Source organism: Frateuria sp., from assembly GCF_035695185.1.
Classification (GTDB): Bacteria; Pseudomonadota; Gammaproteobacteria; order Xanthomonadales; family Rhodanobacteraceae; genus Frateuria_A.
In genome coordinates, this window is record NZ_DASSES010000204.1 from 17,937 (window position 1) to 33,578 (window position 15,642).

General features: G+C 70.2%; 18 protein-coding genes. 11 read left to right on the forward strand and 7 right to left on the reverse strand.

Features of this window, described 5'->3' with window-relative positions:
* The first annotated feature begins 166 nt into the window (after nucleotides 1-166).
* On the forward strand, nucleotides 167-1,369 hold the full coding sequence (locus VFH59_RS16480) for a zinc-dependent alcohol dehydrogenase (protein WP_325165995.1): 1,203 nt from the start codon (nucleotides 167-169) through the stop codon (nucleotides 1,367-1,369).
* Nucleotides 1,370-1,379: 10 nt separating this feature from the next.
* Nucleotides 1,380-1,802 carry a hypothetical protein gene (locus VFH59_RS16485; RefSeq protein ID WP_325165996.1) on the forward strand — a complete coding sequence of 141 codons (423 nt, stop codon included), beginning with the start codon at nucleotides 1,380-1,382 and terminating at the stop codon, nucleotides 1,800-1,802.
* Nucleotides 1,803-1,848: 46 nt separating this feature from the next.
* Here VFH59_RS16485 and VFH59_RS16490 read toward each other — a convergent pair whose 3' ends face one another.
* Entirely contained in the window at nucleotides 1,849-2,100 is a 252-nt protein-coding gene (locus VFH59_RS16490) for a hypothetical protein (RefSeq protein ID WP_325165997.1), read from the reverse strand.
* 115 nt (nucleotides 2,101-2,215) lie between these two features.
* The gene (locus VFH59_RS16495; protein ID WP_325165998.1) at nucleotides 2,216-2,740 is read right to left on the reverse strand and encodes a hemerythrin domain-containing protein; all 525 of its coding nucleotides are present in this window, start codon (nucleotides 2,738-2,740) and stop codon (nucleotides 2,216-2,218) included.
* 129 nt (nucleotides 2,741-2,869) lie between these two features.
* On the opposite strand from VFH59_RS16495, the gene VFH59_RS16500 reads away from it, so the two are divergent.
* Genes VFH59_RS16500 through VFH59_RS16515 form a run of 4 tightly spaced genes read left to right on the forward strand, consistent with a single transcriptional unit; the run spans nucleotide 2,870 to nucleotide 6,294 of the window.
* Nucleotides 2,870-3,676, forward strand: a complete 807-nt coding sequence (locus tag VFH59_RS16500) for an SAM-dependent methyltransferase (protein WP_325165999.1) — start codon at nucleotides 2,870-2,872, stop codon at nucleotides 3,674-3,676.
* A 41-nt stretch (nucleotides 3,677-3,717) separates the two neighbouring features.
* A complete protein-coding gene (locus VFH59_RS16505; RefSeq protein WP_325166000.1) occupies nucleotides 3,718-4,260 on the forward strand; it encodes a GNAT family N-acetyltransferase in 543 nt (180 codons plus the stop codon).
* Complete coding sequence (locus VFH59_RS16510; RefSeq protein ID WP_325166001.1) at nucleotides 4,223-4,507, forward strand: hypothetical protein; 285 nt, start codon at nucleotides 4,223-4,225, stop codon at nucleotides 4,505-4,507. The genes VFH59_RS16505 and VFH59_RS16510 overlap by 38 nt, the downstream gene beginning before the upstream one ends.
* Before the next feature lie 2 nt (nucleotides 4,508-4,509).
* Nucleotides 4,510-6,294: a GGDEF domain-containing protein gene (locus VFH59_RS16515; RefSeq protein WP_325166002.1), complete on the forward strand. Its 1,785-nt coding sequence runs from the start codon at nucleotides 4,510-4,512 to the stop codon at nucleotides 6,292-6,294.
* A 13-nt stretch (nucleotides 6,295-6,307) separates the two neighbouring features.
* Here the strand turns inward: VFH59_RS16515 and VFH59_RS16520 are convergent, their stop codons facing one another.
* Nucleotides 6,308-6,808, reverse strand: coding sequence for a Mut7-C RNAse domain-containing protein (locus VFH59_RS16520; RefSeq protein ID WP_325166003.1), 501 nt, complete (start codon nucleotides 6,806-6,808; stop codon nucleotides 6,308-6,310).
* Between the two features lie 66 nt (nucleotides 6,809-6,874).
* Nucleotides 6,875-7,342, reverse strand: coding sequence for an NUDIX domain-containing protein (locus VFH59_RS16525; RefSeq protein ID WP_325166004.1), 468 nt, complete (start codon nucleotides 7,340-7,342; stop codon nucleotides 6,875-6,877).
* A gap of 89 nt (nucleotides 7,343-7,431) precedes the next feature.
* Between VFH59_RS16525 and VFH59_RS16530 the strand changes: the two genes are divergently transcribed.
* Nucleotides 7,432-7,698: a DksA/TraR family C4-type zinc finger protein gene (locus VFH59_RS16530; protein ID WP_325166005.1), complete on the forward strand. Its 267-nt coding sequence runs from the start codon at nucleotides 7,432-7,434 to the stop codon at nucleotides 7,696-7,698.
* A gap of 11 nt (nucleotides 7,699-7,709) precedes the next feature.
* On the opposite strand, the gene VFH59_RS16535 is transcribed toward VFH59_RS16530, so the two are convergent.
* Nucleotides 7,710-8,468 (reverse strand): hypothetical protein, encoded by a 759-nt coding sequence (locus VFH59_RS16535; protein WP_325166006.1) that lies wholly within the window; start codon nucleotides 8,466-8,468, stop codon nucleotides 7,710-7,712.
* A gap of 113 nt (nucleotides 8,469-8,581) precedes the next feature.
* On the opposite strand from VFH59_RS16535, the gene VFH59_RS16540 reads away from it, so the two are divergent.
* Complete coding sequence (locus VFH59_RS16540) at nucleotides 8,582-9,442, forward strand: aldo/keto reductase (RefSeq protein WP_325166007.1); 861 nt, start codon at nucleotides 8,582-8,584, stop codon at nucleotides 9,440-9,442.
* A 54-nt stretch (nucleotides 9,443-9,496) separates the two neighbouring features.
* Here VFH59_RS16540 and VFH59_RS16545 read toward each other — a convergent pair whose 3' ends face one another.
* On the reverse strand, nucleotides 9,497-9,853 hold the full coding sequence (locus VFH59_RS16545) for a hypothetical protein (protein WP_325166008.1): 357 nt from the start codon (nucleotides 9,851-9,853) through the stop codon (nucleotides 9,497-9,499).
* A gap of 152 nt (nucleotides 9,854-10,005) precedes the next feature.
* Between VFH59_RS16545 and VFH59_RS16550 the strand changes: the two genes are divergently transcribed.
* Together VFH59_RS16550 and VFH59_RS16555 are read left to right on the forward strand one after the other, a co-directional pair.
* Nucleotides 10,006-10,704 carry a VIT1/CCC1 transporter family protein gene (locus VFH59_RS16550; protein WP_325166009.1) on the forward strand — a complete coding sequence of 233 codons (699 nt, stop codon included), beginning with the start codon at nucleotides 10,006-10,008 and terminating at the stop codon, nucleotides 10,702-10,704.
* Between the two features lie 85 nt (nucleotides 10,705-10,789).
* Nucleotides 10,790-11,635, forward strand: a complete 846-nt coding sequence (locus VFH59_RS16555; protein ID WP_325166010.1) for a DUF3014 domain-containing protein — start codon at nucleotides 10,790-10,792, stop codon at nucleotides 11,633-11,635.
* Between the two features lie 45 nt (nucleotides 11,636-11,680).
* Here the strand turns inward: VFH59_RS16555 and VFH59_RS16560 are convergent, their stop codons facing one another.
* Nucleotides 11,681-12,580 carry an NAD(P)/FAD-dependent oxidoreductase gene (locus VFH59_RS16560; RefSeq protein ID WP_325166011.1) on the reverse strand — a complete coding sequence of 300 codons (900 nt, stop codon included), beginning with the start codon at nucleotides 12,578-12,580 and terminating at the stop codon, nucleotides 11,681-11,683.
* A 323-nt stretch (nucleotides 12,581-12,903) separates the two neighbouring features.
* Here VFH59_RS16560 and VFH59_RS16565 point away from each other — a divergent pair, with 323 nt between their 5' ends.
* Nucleotides 12,904-15,516 (forward strand): PAS domain S-box protein, encoded by a 2,613-nt coding sequence (locus VFH59_RS16565; RefSeq protein ID WP_325166012.1) that lies wholly within the window; start codon nucleotides 12,904-12,906, stop codon nucleotides 15,514-15,516.
* Nucleotides 15,517-15,642: the final 126 nt, after the last annotated feature.

A 15,642-nucleotide genomic window follows, 5' to 3' on the forward strand; every position in this document is an offset into this window, starting at 1 on the left:
GCGCCGGTGACAGCCGCGCAAGCATTCCGCCGAGCCGTGGCCTGGCTGCTGGCAAGGCACACAGGCCACTGTTCCGGAAAGGAAATCCATGCGTGTCCTTCCCGCCTCGACGACATGCGCGCGGTTAGCTTCCGGCGGACCCAGGGCCCGCCTCGAAGGAGACACCATGCTTGCCACCACCTATCGCCGACCCTACCGGGTGCGGGCCGCGCACGTGCCCGAGCCGGTGATCGAACACCCGGACGACGCCATCGTGCGGGTGACGCGCGCCTGCATCTGCGGTTCGGACCTGCACCTCTACCATGGCCTGGTGCCGGACACCCGCGTGGGTTCGATCTTCGGGCACGAGTTCACCGGCATCGTGGAAGAGGTCGGCGCGAACGTGCGCAACCTGAAAGTGGGCGACCACGTGCTGGTGCCGTTCAACGTGTTCTGCGGAACCTGCGCCTCGTGCTCGCGCGAGCTCTACGGCAACTGCGAGAACGTCAATCCGGAGGCGACCGCCGTCGGTGGCGCCTATGGCTACTCGCACACGGCCGGTGGCTACGACGGCGGCCAGGCCGAGTACGTGCGCGTGCCCTTCGCCGACATCGGCCCGACGGTGATCCCGTCCGACATCCACATCGAGGACGCGGTGCTGCTTACCGACGTGGTGCCGACCGGCTACCAGGCGGCCGAGATGGGCGACATCCACGAGAACGATACCGTGGTGGTGTTCGGCGCCGGCCCGATCGGGCTGATGGCCGCGCGCTGCGCCTGGCTGATGGGGGCCGGCCGGGTGATCGTGGTCGACCAGTACGACTACCGCCTGGAGTTCGCACGCCGCTTCGCCCAGGCCGAGACGGTCAACTTCCGCGAGGTGGAGGACATGGCCGTGCACATCAAGAGAATGACCGACTGGCAGGGCGCCGACGTCTGCATCGACGCGGTCGGCTGCGAGGCCGACGGCAACTTCATGCAGACCCTGACCGGGGTGAAGATGAAGCTGCAGGCCGGTGCCGCCACCGCGCTGCACTGGGCGATCAACTCGGTGCGGCGCGGCGGCAACGTCTCGATCGTCGGCGTCTATGGCCCGACCTTCAACCTGGTGCCGATCGGCAGCGCGATGAACAAGGGGCTGACCCTGCGCATGAACCAGGCCAGCGTGAAGCGCCACCTGCCGCATCTGATCGAGCACATCCGTGCCGGCCGGCTCAAGCCGCGCGAACTGATCACCCACCGCGTCCCACTGGAGGAGGTCGACGAGGCCTACCACCGCTTCTCGGCCAAGCAGGACGGTTGCATCAAGACCGTGCTGATCCCGCCCGGCGCCGATCGTCTCGACACGCCCACGCCGGTCGCCAGCCCGGCATCCAACCACCTGCACTGAAGGCCAAGCGATGAACCAGGCGAACGACCACTCGCACATCCCCGACTGGGGCGTGGACCTCGATCCGGCCCGGCGCCCGGCGGTGCCGATGGAGCATACGCCGCCGCGGCTGGAGGGCCTGCACTGGGACCGGCCCGCGCAGCAGCCCCGCACGGTGGAGGTACTCCACTCGATCGAGCGCCCCGGCATCCCGCCGGTGTTCGGCACCAGCGTGCCGCCGAGCGGCGTGAGCGGCTGGATCCGCCGGCGCGCCTTCCGTCGCAGCGAGAGCGACCTGCGGCACTGGATGCTCCTGCTACTGGCCGACCGCGTGAACGTGGCCGAGGGCCTGGTCGACGACGTGCGCCGCTCGCCACGCGCGCGGGCGGCCGCCTTCGGCGTGGCGGGTGCGGCGCTGGCGGTATGGATGCTGCGGCGGCGCCGGCAGGCCTGATCCCGGCAAGGGAGTCCACCCGCGGCCTCCCCTGCCCGAACGGCATTCAGTGGCGTTCCGCCGCGGCGTCGTCGTTCTTCAGCACCCCGCGCAGGTTGAACAGGAACAGGCCCACCTGCAGCCCGATCAGCGCCCAGGCGCGGTCGTGCCAGCCCCAGGCCACCCACAGCACGTTGCTCAGCACGAAGCAGCCGAAGCCCCAGGTGCGCTTGCGCCGCGACAGCGACCCGACCAGCCAGGCGGCCAGCAGGGTGATCGCCATCGCCGGCCATTGCAGGGCGTCAATCATGTCGCTCATGGCGCGGCCGCCCTGACGGCCGCGCCACGGCAACGGCTGCGCACCACCGGAAGAGGGTGGTGCGGCCCGCCCGGGCCCTGCCGCGAATGAAGGGCGGGGTGATGCGGGCGTGCGCTCAGGCGGGCGAGTCCGGGTTGCGCATCATCGCCACCGCAGAGGTCTTGAACCTGGCGTAGCCCTCGATCGCGTCGGCCGCGGAGGAATCCTTCCACTGGGCGTATTTCCGGTCCAGCTGGGCCAGTTCTTCCGCGCTGAACAGCTGGCGCACGGCATCGAACATCTTGGTTTCTTCCTCGTGCGCGTGGTGCTTGATCATTTCGCCGCATACCTGCACGGACCCGGCGAACTGGCGCGAGTCGACATCGGCTGCGTGGATATCGGGCAGCACCGCCAGCTCCACCGCGCGATGCTCCTGGATCGCCTCGGCATAGATCAGCCTCTGCTCGTGGTTCGCGCGCTTTTCGAACTCGGGGTAGAACACCGTCTCCTCCCACTTGGCATGCGGGATGAGCGCGGCCTCGATCTGCTTGAGCAGTTCGTGGCGGGCATCGGCTTCCGAATCGGCGGTCTTGTTGATCCTGGCGAACAACTCGCGCAGCTGGTCGTGCTCGCTCTTGAGGGTGTCGAGGATGTCGGGCATGAAAAGTGCTCCCGGTGGGCCTGGCCCGATTGGATAATGCGTGCCGTCGGGCGGCTGTGAAGCGGGGGAGTCGGCACTCCAGGAACGCCGCGGGTTGTGTCAGGCTGCCCGGCAACAGGGGGTAGTGTCTTGGAAATCAATCAGCAGCCCGGCAGCCTGGTCTGCGTGGGCATCGGCATGACGCTCGGCTCCCACCTGGGGCCGTTGTCGCGCAGCTACATCGAGCAGGCCGATGTGGTGTTCGCCGCCGTGTCCGACGGGGTCGTCGAACTGTGGCTGCAGCGGATGCACGATGACGTCCGCAGCCTTCAGTCCCATTACCGCGAAGGCAAGTCGCGCATGCAGACGTACCGGGAGATGGTGCAGGCCATGCTCGCCGAGGTGCGCCTGGGCAAGCGGGTCTGCGGCGTGTTCTACGGGCATCCGGGGGTATTCGCCTGGGCGCCGCACAAGGCCATCCAGATGGCCCGTGAGGAGGGCTACAGCGCGCACATGGAGCCGGGCGTCTCGGCCGAGGACTGTCTCTATGCGGACCTGGGGATCGATCCGGGCGATTGTGGCTGCCAGCACTACGAAGCCAGCCAGTTCATGCTCTACCGGCGCCGGGTCGATCCCGGCGCCTGGCTGGTGTTGTGGCAGGTGGGCCTTGCCGGCGATCGCTCGCTGAGGCGCTTTTCCACCGATGCCGCCTACCGCCAGGTACTGGTCGACGTGCTCGTGCGGGACTACCCGCGCGAGCACGAAGTGATCATCTACCGTGCCGCCACGCTGCCCATCCAGCCGCCGCGCATCGAGCGGCTGCCACTGGAGCGGCTTCCCGGGGCGCTGATCGAAATCGCGGACACGGTGGTCGTGCCGCCTTCGCAGGCCTTGATTCCCGACCAGGAGATCCGGGCACGGCTCGAGCAGCTCGACGCGCAAGCGGTCCGTCCGTGACCCGCCGGCTGCCCGGACAGGTGAGCCTCCGGACCGAACGCATGCGACTGCGCTCGCTGGTCGCGCAGGACGAAGCGTTGTTCTGTTCGCTGTACTGCGACCGGGACACCATGCGCTTTGTCGGGCCGCCGCTGTCCCCGCAGGCGGCTACCCGGTGGTTCCGCGACCTGCTGGCTCCGGGCGGGGGGCGCCAGCCCCTCCTTCTTGCGATGGAGGAACGAACCGGCGGGCGGTTGGGCCTTTGCGGGGTCACCTGCTGGGTCCCGGATGCACGGCATCTTGAAGTAGGCATACTATTGCTGGCGGAGGCCCGCGCACGCGGGTTTGCCCGCGAGGGGATGACGGCGTTGCTTCGGTGGCTGTTCGAGACGACGGCCGTCGACGAAATCCGCGTGGAATTTTCCGCCGAATGCGCCGCGGTAAGGCGCCTCAACGAACGTATCGGTTTCGCCCCCTGCGCCATCGGTGGGGGGCGGGCCGGCTCGGGAAGACTGACCTGGTCCGTGGGACGCGCATCCTGGGGCCGTGTCGAAAAGGGGGATGGCAATGACGGACGTAATCGATCTGCTGGAAGTTCTGGGTAGCAATGCCGCTGCGCGCGATGCACTGATCGACGGGATCCTGCCCGTGTCGGGCCTCGACGAGGAGGTCCGGGCCGCCATCCTGGCGCGTGACGACCGGCGCCTCAGGCACCTGCTCGGCGCGACCAATGTCTGCTGCGCGCTGATGCCTTCGAGGGATCCGATGCGCGACGAGCCGGAGCGGGAAGACGACACGCCGTTGCCGGACGAGGACACCTCGCTGTCCGACCGATCCAGGCTCGCAGGCTAGCCGTGAAACCGCTGGGTTGGTGGCGTTTGCCGGTGCTGTTTGCCGGCACGCTGTGCGCGACGATCGCCGTGGCCGCGACCACGCCCGCAGCCACGCCCCCGGGCCACCTTGGGAACAGCGCGGACCGGATGCTGCTCCAGGCCGATGGCCTGGCGACCACCAACCAGTCGGCCTATGTCCCCCTGCTGAAGCGGCTGGACGGGCTGCGACCCGGCCTGTCGCCCGAGCAACGCCTGCACCTGGACTATCTGCAGGGATGGCAGCTCGCCTACGAAGGGCACTACGAAGACGCCGGCCGCCGATTGCGCGCGGTGCTGGACAGCTCCGGTGATGCCACGTTGCGGCTGCGCGCGGGGGCCACCCTGATCAACATGCTGGGAATTTCCTCGCGCTACCAGGAGGCGTTCTCGCGCCTGAGCGACCTGCTCAACGACCTGCCCAAGGTGAGCGACCATGCCGCGCGCGCGCAGGCCATCGGTGTGGCTGCGATCCTCTACAACGAAGCGGGCCAGTACGCCCTGGCCGCATCCTTTGCCGACCGGATGCTGGAGGAAAGCCCCGACAAGCGGATCGTCTGCAGGAGCGCATACCTGCGGCTGGGATCGCAGTACCGCGCGGGCAAGCCACCTTCGCTGCGCACCTACGACGAGGCCGCCGCCCAATGCGACCAGGCGAGCGAGCCGATTTTCGCCGGCTTCATCCGGGGCTACGCCGCCTCGATCCTGCTGGACGCCAAGCAGCCGGACGCGGCGCTGTCGCTGCTGCGCGCGGGGTATGCCAAGGTGGCCGCGACGCACTATCCACGCCTCGTTTCGCACTTCGACGCATTGCTCGCGCAAGCCAACTGGGACGGCGGGAACGTCGCCCAGACCAGGGCTTTCGCCCTCGCGGCCATCCGGAACAGCATCCGCAAGGAATACACCCAGCCGCTCATCCAGGGCTACCGGCTGCTTTACGAGGTGGAGAAGAAGCAGGGGCATGCCGTCGCGGCACTGCAATACCACGAGAAGTACGCGGAAGCCGACAAGGGCTACCTGGATGAGGTAAGCGCCAAGGCGCTGGCCTATCAGCTGGTCAGGCAGCAGGTGCAGGCAAAGAAGGCCGAGGTCGGCGCCCTGGCGCGCAAGAACCAGATCCTCCAGTTGCAGCAGGCGCTCGACCGCAAGGAGGTGGAGGCCAGCCGGCTGTACATCGCCGTGCTGGTGCTCGGGCTGCTGGCGATCGGCCTCTGGCTGCTGCGCCTGAAGCGCTCGCAACTGAAGTTCATGCGGCTGGCGCAGTGCGACAGCCTGACCGGCATCTACAACCGCAAGCACTTCATGAGCGAGGCGGAGTATTCGCTGCGCTACGTACAGCGCTCCGACCGCGGCGCCTGCCTCATCCTGATCGACCTGGACCATTTCAAGCTGATCAACGACACCCATGGCCATGCCATGGGCGACCAGGTACTGCGCAGCGCCGTGGCCGCCTGCCAGGAGCACGTGCGTTCGACCGACGTGTTCGGTCGCCTCGGCGGCGAGGAGTTCGGCGTGATGTTGCCCGAGTGCGGGCTGGACGGCGGCATCGAGCGTGCCGAATTGATCCGGCGCGCGGTGGCGATGGTGAGCGACCAGGCGGAGCCGGGCATCCCGGTGTCGGCCAGTTTCGGCGTGGCGTTCACCGGCGAGTCCGGCTACGACCTGCGCCAGCTGTTGATGGACGCCGACCACGCGCTCTACCGCGCCAAACGCGCCGGACGAAACTGCGTGGTTGCCGGCAAGCAGGGGGAAGGGGTGGTGGTCGCCTGAGGCGCGGCCGCCGTCACTCGCCGGGCCCGGGCCAGTCGCAGGCGCGCCATCGCAGCAGCCGCGCCTGCATGCGGCGCACGTGGCTGCCGGGCCAGTAGACCCGGCCACAAGCCGGACAGGCACGGAACGGACCCGGCAGGTCGCGTGCCCGTGGCGGCACCCGCGTGAGCTCTTCCGGCGTGGCCCGGTGCAGCGGCGTGTTGTCGAGCAGGCAGCGGGTGAATGGCGCGCAGGTCCAGTCGATGCACAGTGCGGCGGTCAGTTCGGCCGCCTGGCCGTCGAGCCCGTTGGCGCGCAGCAGCACCACGCGCAGGCCGGTGCCCGCATGCGTGGCCAGGTGACGGTCACGCGTGACCAGGATCCGCGACTGCGCACGACAAAGGTCCAGGATGGCCCGGTCCATTGCACTGACCGGCGCCAGGCCCACGTCGTAGCCGGCCGCACGCAGCCAGCGGGCAAGGCCGGCGAGCATGGCATCGCAGAACAGCTGCAGGGTTTCCCCGGGCGTGGCCATCGCCCCATTCAACCGAGGGGGCGGGCGAGAGGGCGTGAGGGCGTTGCGGAGCGCCGCCCGGCAGCGCTACCAGCCGCCAGCCAGGCCGGCCTCCAGCCGATCGAGCAACGCCGCCTGGCTGGGCAGGATCTTCACGCGTGCCGGCGCCAGCGCGCACCACGCGACCCGGTCGATCTCCGGGAAACAGGCCATCCGGCCGCTGTGCGGTGGCCATTCCAGTTCGAAGACATTGCTTCGAAGCCGGGCCGGGTCGAAGTCGCCCCGCATCGCGAAGGCCTCGACCCATTTGCCCCCGCGCTGGCGCAGGCGGCCCAGCGGGCGCAGTGGGCCGGCCGCGGCGACGCCGAGTTCCTCCTCGAACTCGCGCCGCGCCGCCGATTCGGCTTCCTCGCCCGGCAGCAACTCGCCCTTGGGCAGCATCCACGCACCCTCGTCGCGATGGCGCCAGAACGGGCCGCCAGGGTGCGCGAGCAGCACCTGCGGCACGCCCCCGTGCAGGCGGTACATCAGGATGCCGGCGCTGGTGAGGGGCATGCTTCCTCCCGTGGGTGGCCCCTGGCCGGACGCGCGTTCACCTTCAGCGCGGTAGCATCCGGGTCCCGACTTGTTTTCCGGAGACCGCCATGGCCATCGGCTGGGCCGGCGACGGCGCCGTACAGGACCAGATCGACGCGACCGTGAAGGACGCGATCAAGCGCGCGCGCAGCAAGCTGCCGCAGGGCCCGAGCCTGAGCCACTGCGAGGAATGCGATGCGCCGATCCCCGAGGCGCGGCGCCAGGCCGTGCCCGGCGTGCGGCTGTGCGTGACCTGCCAGGAGGCGCAGGACAAGGCGCAGCGCGCGGCGAGCGGCTACAACCGCCGCGGCAGCAAGGACAGCCAGCTGCGCTAGGCGCGGCACGTTCAGCTGCCCAGCTTGCTGAGCATGAATGCGGCCAGGAAGCCGACCACCGTGATCAGTCCGGCCAGGTCGTGCGCCTGCTCGAACGCCTCCGGCATCATCGTGTCGGCCAGCATCGCCAGGATCGCCCCGGCCGCGACCGCCGTGGTCGCCGCAACGACTTCCACCGAGAAATGCCGGAACACCGCGTAGCCGACCAGCGAGGCGACGCCCGAGATCACCGCGATACCCACCCACACGCCGGCGACGTAGCCGATCGAGCGCCCGGCATGGCGCATGCCCGCCGCGCTGGACAGCCCCTCGGGGATGTTGGAGAGGAAGATCGCCGCGACCGCCACCAGGCTCACCGCGCCGCCCTTGAGCATGCTCAGGCCGATCACGATCGATTCGGGGATGCCGTCCAGCAGCGAGCCGACGGCGATCGCCAGCCCGCTGCCGCCCTGCTGGCCCTCGGACGGCTGCTGGTGGCCCGAACGCTTGCGGTGCTTGGCGCCGTTGCGCGAGAGGTACCAGTTCACCGCCGAATAGACGGCCGCGCCGCCGAGGAAGCCGATCGCGGTGGAGTCGAAGCCGCCGCGCCTGTAAGCCTCGTCCATCAGCTCGAAGGACAGCGCCGAGATGAGCACGCCGCTGCCGAACGCGATGATGGCGGCGATGAGTCGCTGCGGAACCCTGGCGAAGTAGCCGACGGCCGCGCCGATCAGCAGTGCCGCGCCCGCCACGAACCCCCAGAACGCCGCCTGCAGCCATAACGGAACCATGTATGTCTTTCCCCGCGTTGGGAGCCTGCGTCGAGGATGACCGTGCTTGCGTGCTTGCCTCGTCGTCGCGCGGCCCCATAACCGAGGGTCTGCACCTCACAGGAGTGTCCCCCATGCAAGATCCCAACGCTTCGGCCGCCGGCCAGTTCCAGATCGGCGGCGACATTCCGGTCAACCGGCTGGGCTTCGGCGCCATGCGCGTCACCGGCAAGGGCATCTGGGGCCAGCCGGCCGACCCCGAAGGCGCCCGCGCCACCCTGCGTGCCTTGCCCGGGCTGGGCGTCAATCTCATCGACACCGCCGACAGCTACGGTCCGGAGGTGAGCGAGGACCTCATCCGCGAGGTGCTGCATCCCTACCGGGGCATGCTGATCGCGACCAAGGGCGGCCTGACCCGCCACGGGCCGGACATCTGGGCACCGCTGGGCCGCCCGGAGTACCTGCGCCAGTGCGTGCTGATGAGCCTGCGCCGGCTCGGCGTGGAGCGCATCGATCTGTGGCAGCTGCACCGCATCGACGCCAAGGTGCCGCGCGAGGAGCAGTTCGAGCTGATCGCCGCGATGCGCAAGGAAGGCCTGATCCGCCATGTCGGCCTGAGCGAGGTCAACGTGGAGGAGATCGAGGCGGCGCGCCGGTACTTCCCGGTCGCGACCGTGCAGAACCTCTACAACCTGGCCAACCGCAAGAGCGAGGACGTACTGGAGTACTGCCAGGCACAGGGCATCGGCTTCATCCCCTGGTACCCGCTGGCTGCCGGCGATCTGGCCGCGCCCGACTCGGTACTGAGCCGCATCGCGCAGCGGCTCGGCGCCAGCAACGGCCAGGTCGCGCTGGCCTGGCTGCTCAAGCGCTCGCCGGTGATGCTGCCGATTCCCGGTACCTCGAAGGTGGAGCACCTGCGCGAGAACGTGGCGGCGGCACAACTGACCCTGTCCGACGAGGACTACCGCGAGCTGGAGGCGGCGGCGCGTTGATCGCTGCCGATCGAAAGTCGCCAGCCATGCCCTCCCCAACGGAGGGCGATGGCATCAGCGCCCCGGGTTCGGTGGCGTAATCACCTTGTACGGCAGTTCGAATGGCTCGATCGGCGCGCCCCCGACGCCCATGGGCTTTTCCGCCATACCGGGCGCACCGGCGGTGGCCGCGTCGCCCATGCGGTTGCCCTGTTCGGGGAGCGCCATGGCGCTGCCCAGGCTCGGATCGGCGGCGTCACCGCCGGGCGCGCCCTGGGCGGCGGCGTTGACGGTGCCGGCCTGCACGCCGCCGACGGCGCCGGGGCCCGCCACATCGCCCGTGCCCATGCCGCTGCCGGTGCCGCTGATCGCCGGGTTGCCGGTCGTCGTGCCCGGTCCGGGACCGGTGGGGGTGGTGGTCGATCGGGACATCGCGATTCCTCCTCGAAGCTGCGGCCATGCTGCGCGGCGCGCAGTGACCACCCCGTAAAGCAGGGCCTCCGGCAGGTGCCACGGCGGGCCCCACGTGGAACGACGGGCGTGGACGGTTATGCTCACTGGACCGTCAAGCCGAGGGAGCGGACATGCGCCGCCATCACCACCCCGAACGTCATCGCACCGGACACATGGGCTGGCTGCGCGCGGCCGTGCTCGGCGCCAACGACGGCATCGTCTCCACCGCCAGCCTGCTGATGGGCGTGGCTGCCGCGCATGCCGACCGCCATGCCGTGCTGCTGGCCGGCGTCGCAGCGCTGGTGGCCGGCGCGATGTCCATGGCGGCGGGCGAGTACGTATCGGTGCACTCGCAGGCCGACAACGAACAGGCCGAACTGGCCCGTGAGCGCGAGGAACTGGCGACCGACACCGACGCCGAGCACCGCGAGCTGGCCAACATCTACGTGGGCCGCGGGCTGGATCCCGCGCTGGCGCGGCAGGTGGCCGGGCAGCTGATGGCGCACGACGCACTCGACGCCCACGCGCGGGACGAGCTGGGCATCACCGAGGTGTTCCGGGCACGTCCGCTGCAGGCGGCGGGCGCGTCGGCCGCGAGTTTCGCGGCGGGTGCCGTGGTGCCCCTGCTGGTGGCAGCGAGTGTGCCGGCGGCGTTGCAGCTGGTGCTGGTGTTCGCCATCTCGCTGGGCTGCCTGGCCCTGCTCGGTGCCGCCGCCGCGCGGATGGGCGGGGCGGCGGCCGGCGTCGGCGCGCTGCGCATCGCCTTCTGGGGGGCCCTGGCGATGGGCGTGACGACCGGCACGGGCCTGCTGTTCGGGGCGGTCCCCTGAGTCGCGGTTGCCGTCGCACCGCTTGCACATCGCCGCCACGGGGGTTATGCAGGGGGCAGGCAACTTCAGACGGGCGGATGCGCAATTGAAAAAGAAACAGTCTTCGATCGGGCAGTGGATCGTTTCGGGCGTGGTGGTGATCCTCGCCATCGCGGTCGGCGTGTTCATCTGGCGCAAGGCCACGCAGACCGGTGGCGAGCCGACGCCGGCAACCTCCTCGAAGGCCGGCACCACCGCCGCGGGACCCGCCGCGGCCTCCACCGCGATCCAGCACCCGATCGCGCAGGCGGGCCCGGCACCGGCCACGACCGCGCCGCTGCCGGCGCTGGATGCGAGCGATACCGATGTGGCCAGCGCCTTGCTGGCGCTGGGTGGCGGCAACGGGCTCGACGGGTTGCTGAAGCGCGACCAGATCGTCCGCCGCGTGGTGGCGACGGTGGACGCGCTGCCCCGCCAGAGCGTGGGCACCAACATCCTGCCGGTGAAGACGCCCAAGGGCGCGTTCGTGGTCGACCAGGCCGACGGTGGCATCACGCTCAGCCCGCGCAACGCCGAGCGCTATGCGCCCTACATGCGGGTGCTCGAGGGCGTCGATGCCAAGGCGCTGGTTTCCTGGTACGTCGCGCACTACCCGCTGTTCCAGCAGGCCTATCGCGACCTCGGCTATCCGAAGGGCTACTTCAACGACCGCCTGGTCGCCGCCATCGACGACATGCTGGCGGCGCCGGTCCCGGATGCCCCGGTGACGCTGGTGCAGCCGAAGGTGTTCTACCGCTACGCCGATCCCGGCCTCGAGGCGCGGTCGGCGGGGCAGAAGCTGATGATGCGCCTCGGCACGGACGACGAGACGAGGGTGAAGGCCAGGCTGCGCCAGATCCGTGCCCTGCTGACCGGCGCCACGCTGCCGGCCAGGGCCGCGTCCGTGCGCTGAGTCGGGGCCGTCGCGCTGCGGGCCAGCCCCCGGTCCTTCGGGCAGCTAGCAATAGTTGGGTGGCAACCGCCGGTGCACGGTGGTTGCCGCAACGGCGGCATGGCCGACCGCCACGCTGATCTGGTTCAACGCGCTGACCACGTCGCCGATCGCATAGAGGCCGAGCACGCTGGTCTGCAGGCGGTCGTCCACCACCAGCGCGCCTTCGTCATCCAGCCGCGCGCCCAACGCCGCCGCCAGGCCCGATTGCGCATCGGCACCCAGCACGGGGTAGAGCGTGTCCAGCCGTAGCCGGCGGCCATCGGCGAAGAAGGCCTGGCACGCGCCATCGACCAGGCCCAGGTGCTCCGGCGCCGGCCACAGCTGCACGCCGCTGTCGGTGGCACGCCGCTGCAGCGCGTCGTCCAGTGGCGCGCCGTCCGCGACCAGCGCGCAGACATGGCGGGAGAAGGTGCGCAGGAAGGCGGCGTGGCCGACCGCTGCGTCGGCCGGCGCCAGGACCCCGATCACGTCGTCGCGGGCCTCGTAGGCATCGCAGACGGCGCACAGCCGCACCGTGCCCGCGGCAATCGCTTCTTCCACGCCGGCAACCGCGGGCAGGCGATCGACCACGCCGGTGGCCAGGATGATCGTGCGCGCATGCCAGTGGCGCTGGCCATCGCTGGCGGTAAAGCCTCGCTGGTGTCGTTCCACCTGGGTGATGCGCGTGTGCACCTGCGGTACGCCGTAGGCCTCTGCCTGGAGCCGGAAGCGCGCGAGCAGTTCGTTGCCGGCCACCCCGAACGGAAAGCCGGGGCAGTTGTGGCTCGCCGGGATCCAGCGCGCACGGCTGGCGCCGGCGTCGGCGACCAGGAGGTGGCGACGGAACCGGGCCAGGTAAGTGGCGGCCGTGAGGCCGGCCGGGCCGGCACCTACGATCAGGCAATCGAGGAGGTTATCGGACATACGGACGGGGCATGGGGCGACAACCGCAGTCGCCACGGCGTGAAGCGTCGGACCGCGGGCAAAGCGGGCACGGCGCGACGGAGCGCTCACAGGCCTTTGCCGGCCCGGTGACGGGCATGGGCCGATAGTGTGACCGTCGTCACGAAGTCGTGCCTTGCGTGCGGCTTCATGATCTGCAAAGGCGGCAACAGTGCGGCCCGGGCGCAGACAGGAATTGCGGAAAGCGCCCGGGGGCGACCATCCCATCCACCAGGCCCGGCGCGCAGGGAGGCTCGCGAGGAGTGAGTTTGCCGACATCCTCCATGCCAGCGTCAGCAGGGGGCGTGCTCCTCGCCGGCAACGGCGAGATGGCCTCCCGCATCCGTGCCTTCGACTGGGCGGCGACCCCGCTGGGCCGCTCCACCGACTGGCCCGGATCGCTGCGGACCCTGGTATCGATGATGCTGGAGAGCGAGCTGCCCATCGCGCTCGGGTGGGGGCCTCAACTCACCTGCCTCTACAACGACGCCTACCGGCCCCTGCTCGGCAGCAGGCCGGAGGCGCTCGGCCGTCCGTTCCGGGAGGTATGGCCGGAAGCGCCGGACATCACCGAGCCGGTGATCCAGCGCGCGCTGGAAGGCAGGCCGAGCTGCTTCCGCGACGCGCGCTTCTTCGTGAAACGGCAGGGCTACCGGGAACGGGCCTATTTCGACTACTGGATCGGGCCGGTACGCGACCAGAGCGGCGAGGTTGCGGGCCTGATCAACGAGGCGATCGATACCACCAAGCGCGTGCTCGCCGAGCGGCGCCTGCGCTTCCGCACCCGGCTGGGCGACGCCCTGCGCGGCCTGGCCGATCCCCGCGCGGTGATGGCCATTGCGGCGCGCCGGCTCGGTCGGCATCTGCGCGCGGACCGCGTGGGCTACGCCGAGCTCGACGAGAGCGGCGAGTACTTCACCGTCGAGCGTGACTGGGTTCGCGGCGACATGCCCACCGGGGTCGGGCGTCACCGGACGGCCGAGTTCGGCCCCAAGCTGGTCGCCGAGGCCTTGACCGGCGCGGCCATCCGCATCAGCGATCCGTTCGACGACCCGCGGGTAGGCCAGGAGGAGGCCATGGCGCACAACGGCCTGGGCGGCATGCGCGCGAGCCTGACCGTGCCGCTGGTCAAGGGCGGGCGGCTGGCCGCCTTCCTTTCGGTGCAGCAGCGCAAGCCGCGGCGCTGGACCGACGAGGACGAGGCGCTGGTGCGCGAGGTCGCCGAACGCACCTGGGCCAACGTCGAGCGCGCGCGCGCCGAGACCGCGCTGCGTGCGACCAGCAACCGGCTCAAGCTGATCCTGGAAAGCACCACCGGCTACGGCATCCTCACGCTCGACCTGGAAGGCCGGATCACGCTCTGGAACCCGGGCGCAGAGCGCCTGCTGGGCTGGCGGGAGGAGGAGGTGCTGGGCAAGCGGGCGGACATCCTCTTCACGCCCGAGGACCGGGCGCGCGGCGTGCTGGAGCAGGAAATGAAATGCGCGGCCGAGACCGGCCGCGCGCAGACCGATCACCAGCGCGTGCGCAAGGACGGCTCGCGCTTCTTCGCCAGCGGGCAGATGATGCCGCTGCGCAACGGCGGCGGCCGGCTGCTTGGCTACCTGAAGGTGCTGCGCGACCGCACGCCCGAACACCAGGCCCAGGAAGCGCTCGAGCGCGGCGTCGCCGAACGCACGGCCGAGCTGGCCGCGACCAACCGCCAGTTGCTCGCGCAGATCGAGGAGCGGGAGCGGGTGGAGGCCACGCTGCGCCAGATGCAGCGGCTGGAGGCGGTCGGCCAGCTCACGTCCGGCGTGGCGCACGACTTCAACAACCTGCTCACCGTGATCAGCGGCAACATCGGCATCCTCGAACGCTCGCTCACGGCGCCCGGAATCGATCCGCGCCTGCGCCAGCGGCTGGGATACATGAAGGACGCGGCCACCCGGGGCGCCAAGCTCACGGCACAACTGCTGGCGTTCTCCCGGCGGCAGCGGCTGGAGGCCAAGGCGGTCGACCTCAACGGCGTGGTCGCCGGCATGCGCGACCTGCTGCAGAGTTCCATGGGCGGCTCGGTCCGGTTGTCCATGAAGCTGCAGCCGGCGTTGTGGCCGGCGCTGGTCGATCCCACCCAGATCGAACTGGTGATCCTCAATCTGGCGATCAACGCACGTGACGCTTCGCCGGTCGGCGGCGACCTGATCGTGGAAACCGCCAACGTGTCGGTGCGCGAGCCGGCCTCGCGGCCGGAAGAGCCCTGCCCGGGCGACTACGTGATGGTGGCGGTGACCGACCACGGCACCGGCATGACCCCCGAAGTGCTGGCGCGCGCGTTCGAGCCGTTCTTCACCACCAAGGAGGTGGGCAAGGGTTCCGGGCTGGGGCTGGCGCAGGTCTACGGCTTCGCCAAGCAATCCGGTGGTGGCGTGCGCATCGATACGCGGCTGGGCGAGGGCACCTCGATCAAGGTCTTCCTGCCCTGTGCCCCCGCGGCCGTGACCCAGGCGGAGGACAGCCCACGCGAGACGGTGCAGGACGAAAAGGGCGGCGCCCGGCGACGGATCCTGCTGGTGGACGACGATACGGACGTGCGCGAGGTGACCGCGGTGATCCTCGCCGAGCGCGGCTACGAGGTCATCGAAGCGGGCAGCGGTGGTTCCGCACTCGACGTGCTCGAGCGCGAGGGGCCGGCCGTGGACCTGATGCTGGTCGATTACGCCATGCCCGGCATGAACGGTGCGGAGGTGGCGCGCGAAGCACACGCCAAGAGGCCATCGCTGCCGATCCTCTTCCTCACCGGCTATGCCGACCTGGGTGCCTTCAGGGAGATCGGCGACGAGCTCATCGTCAGCAAGCCTTTCCATGACGATGAGCTGCTGGCGAAGGTGCGCGCCGCGCTTGGCGGGAGCCGCAAGGCCGCCCGGCGCCACGCGTGAGGCTGGCGGTGGCGGCGGGGTGGCCGGCCGCGGCGCCATCGATTGCGACGCTCCGCGTCGCGCCGGCACGAACGCGGGCTCAAGCTGGCCCGCGCGAGGCCGATAACGCGATCTGGAGCTTTATCC

Coding starts and splice junctions, on each gene's coding strand:
- VFH59_RS16490 (WP_325165997.1), bottom strand. CDS start 2,100: ATGAGCGACATGATTGACGCCCTGCAATGGCCGGCGATGGCGATCACC.
- VFH59_RS16525 (WP_325166004.1), bottom strand. CDS start 7,342: ATGCCCCTCACCAGCGCCGGCATCCTGATGTACCGCCTGCACGGGGGC.
- VFH59_RS16540 (WP_325166007.1), top strand. CDS start 8,582: ATGCAAGATCCCAACGCTTCGGCCGCCGGCCAGTTCCAGATCGGCGGC.
- VFH59_RS16550 (WP_325166009.1), top strand. CDS start 10,006: ATGCGCCGCCATCACCACCCCGAACGTCATCGCACCGGACACATGGGC.
- VFH59_RS16495 (WP_325165998.1), bottom strand. CDS start 2,740: ATGCCCGACATCCTCGACACCCTCAAGAGCGAGCACGACCAGCTGCGC.
- VFH59_RS16480 (WP_325165995.1), top strand. CDS start 167: ATGCTTGCCACCACCTATCGCCGACCCTACCGGGTGCGGGCCGCGCAC.
- VFH59_RS16520 (WP_325166003.1), bottom strand. CDS start 6,808: ATGGCCACGCCCGGGGAAACCCTGCAGCTGTTCTGCGATGCCATGCTC.
- VFH59_RS16510 (WP_325166001.1), top strand. CDS start 4,223: ATGACGGACGTAATCGATCTGCTGGAAGTTCTGGGTAGCAATGCCGCT.
- VFH59_RS16535 (WP_325166006.1), bottom strand. CDS start 8,468: ATGGTTCCGTTATGGCTGCAGGCGGCGTTCTGGGGGTTCGTGGCGGGC.
- VFH59_RS16505 (WP_325166000.1), top strand. CDS start 3,718: ATGCGACTGCGCTCGCTGGTCGCGCAGGACGAAGCGTTGTTCTGTTCG.
- VFH59_RS16530 (WP_325166005.1), top strand. CDS start 7,432: ATGGCCATCGGCTGGGCCGGCGACGGCGCCGTACAGGACCAGATCGAC.
- VFH59_RS16560 (WP_325166011.1), bottom strand. CDS start 12,580: ATGTCCGATAACCTCCTCGATTGCCTGATCGTAGGTGCCGGCCCGGCC.
- VFH59_RS16485 (WP_325165996.1), top strand. CDS start 1,380: ATGAACCAGGCGAACGACCACTCGCACATCCCCGACTGGGGCGTGGAC.
- VFH59_RS16545 (WP_325166008.1), bottom strand. CDS start 9,853: ATGTCCCGATCGACCACCACCCCCACCGGTCCCGGACCGGGCACGACG.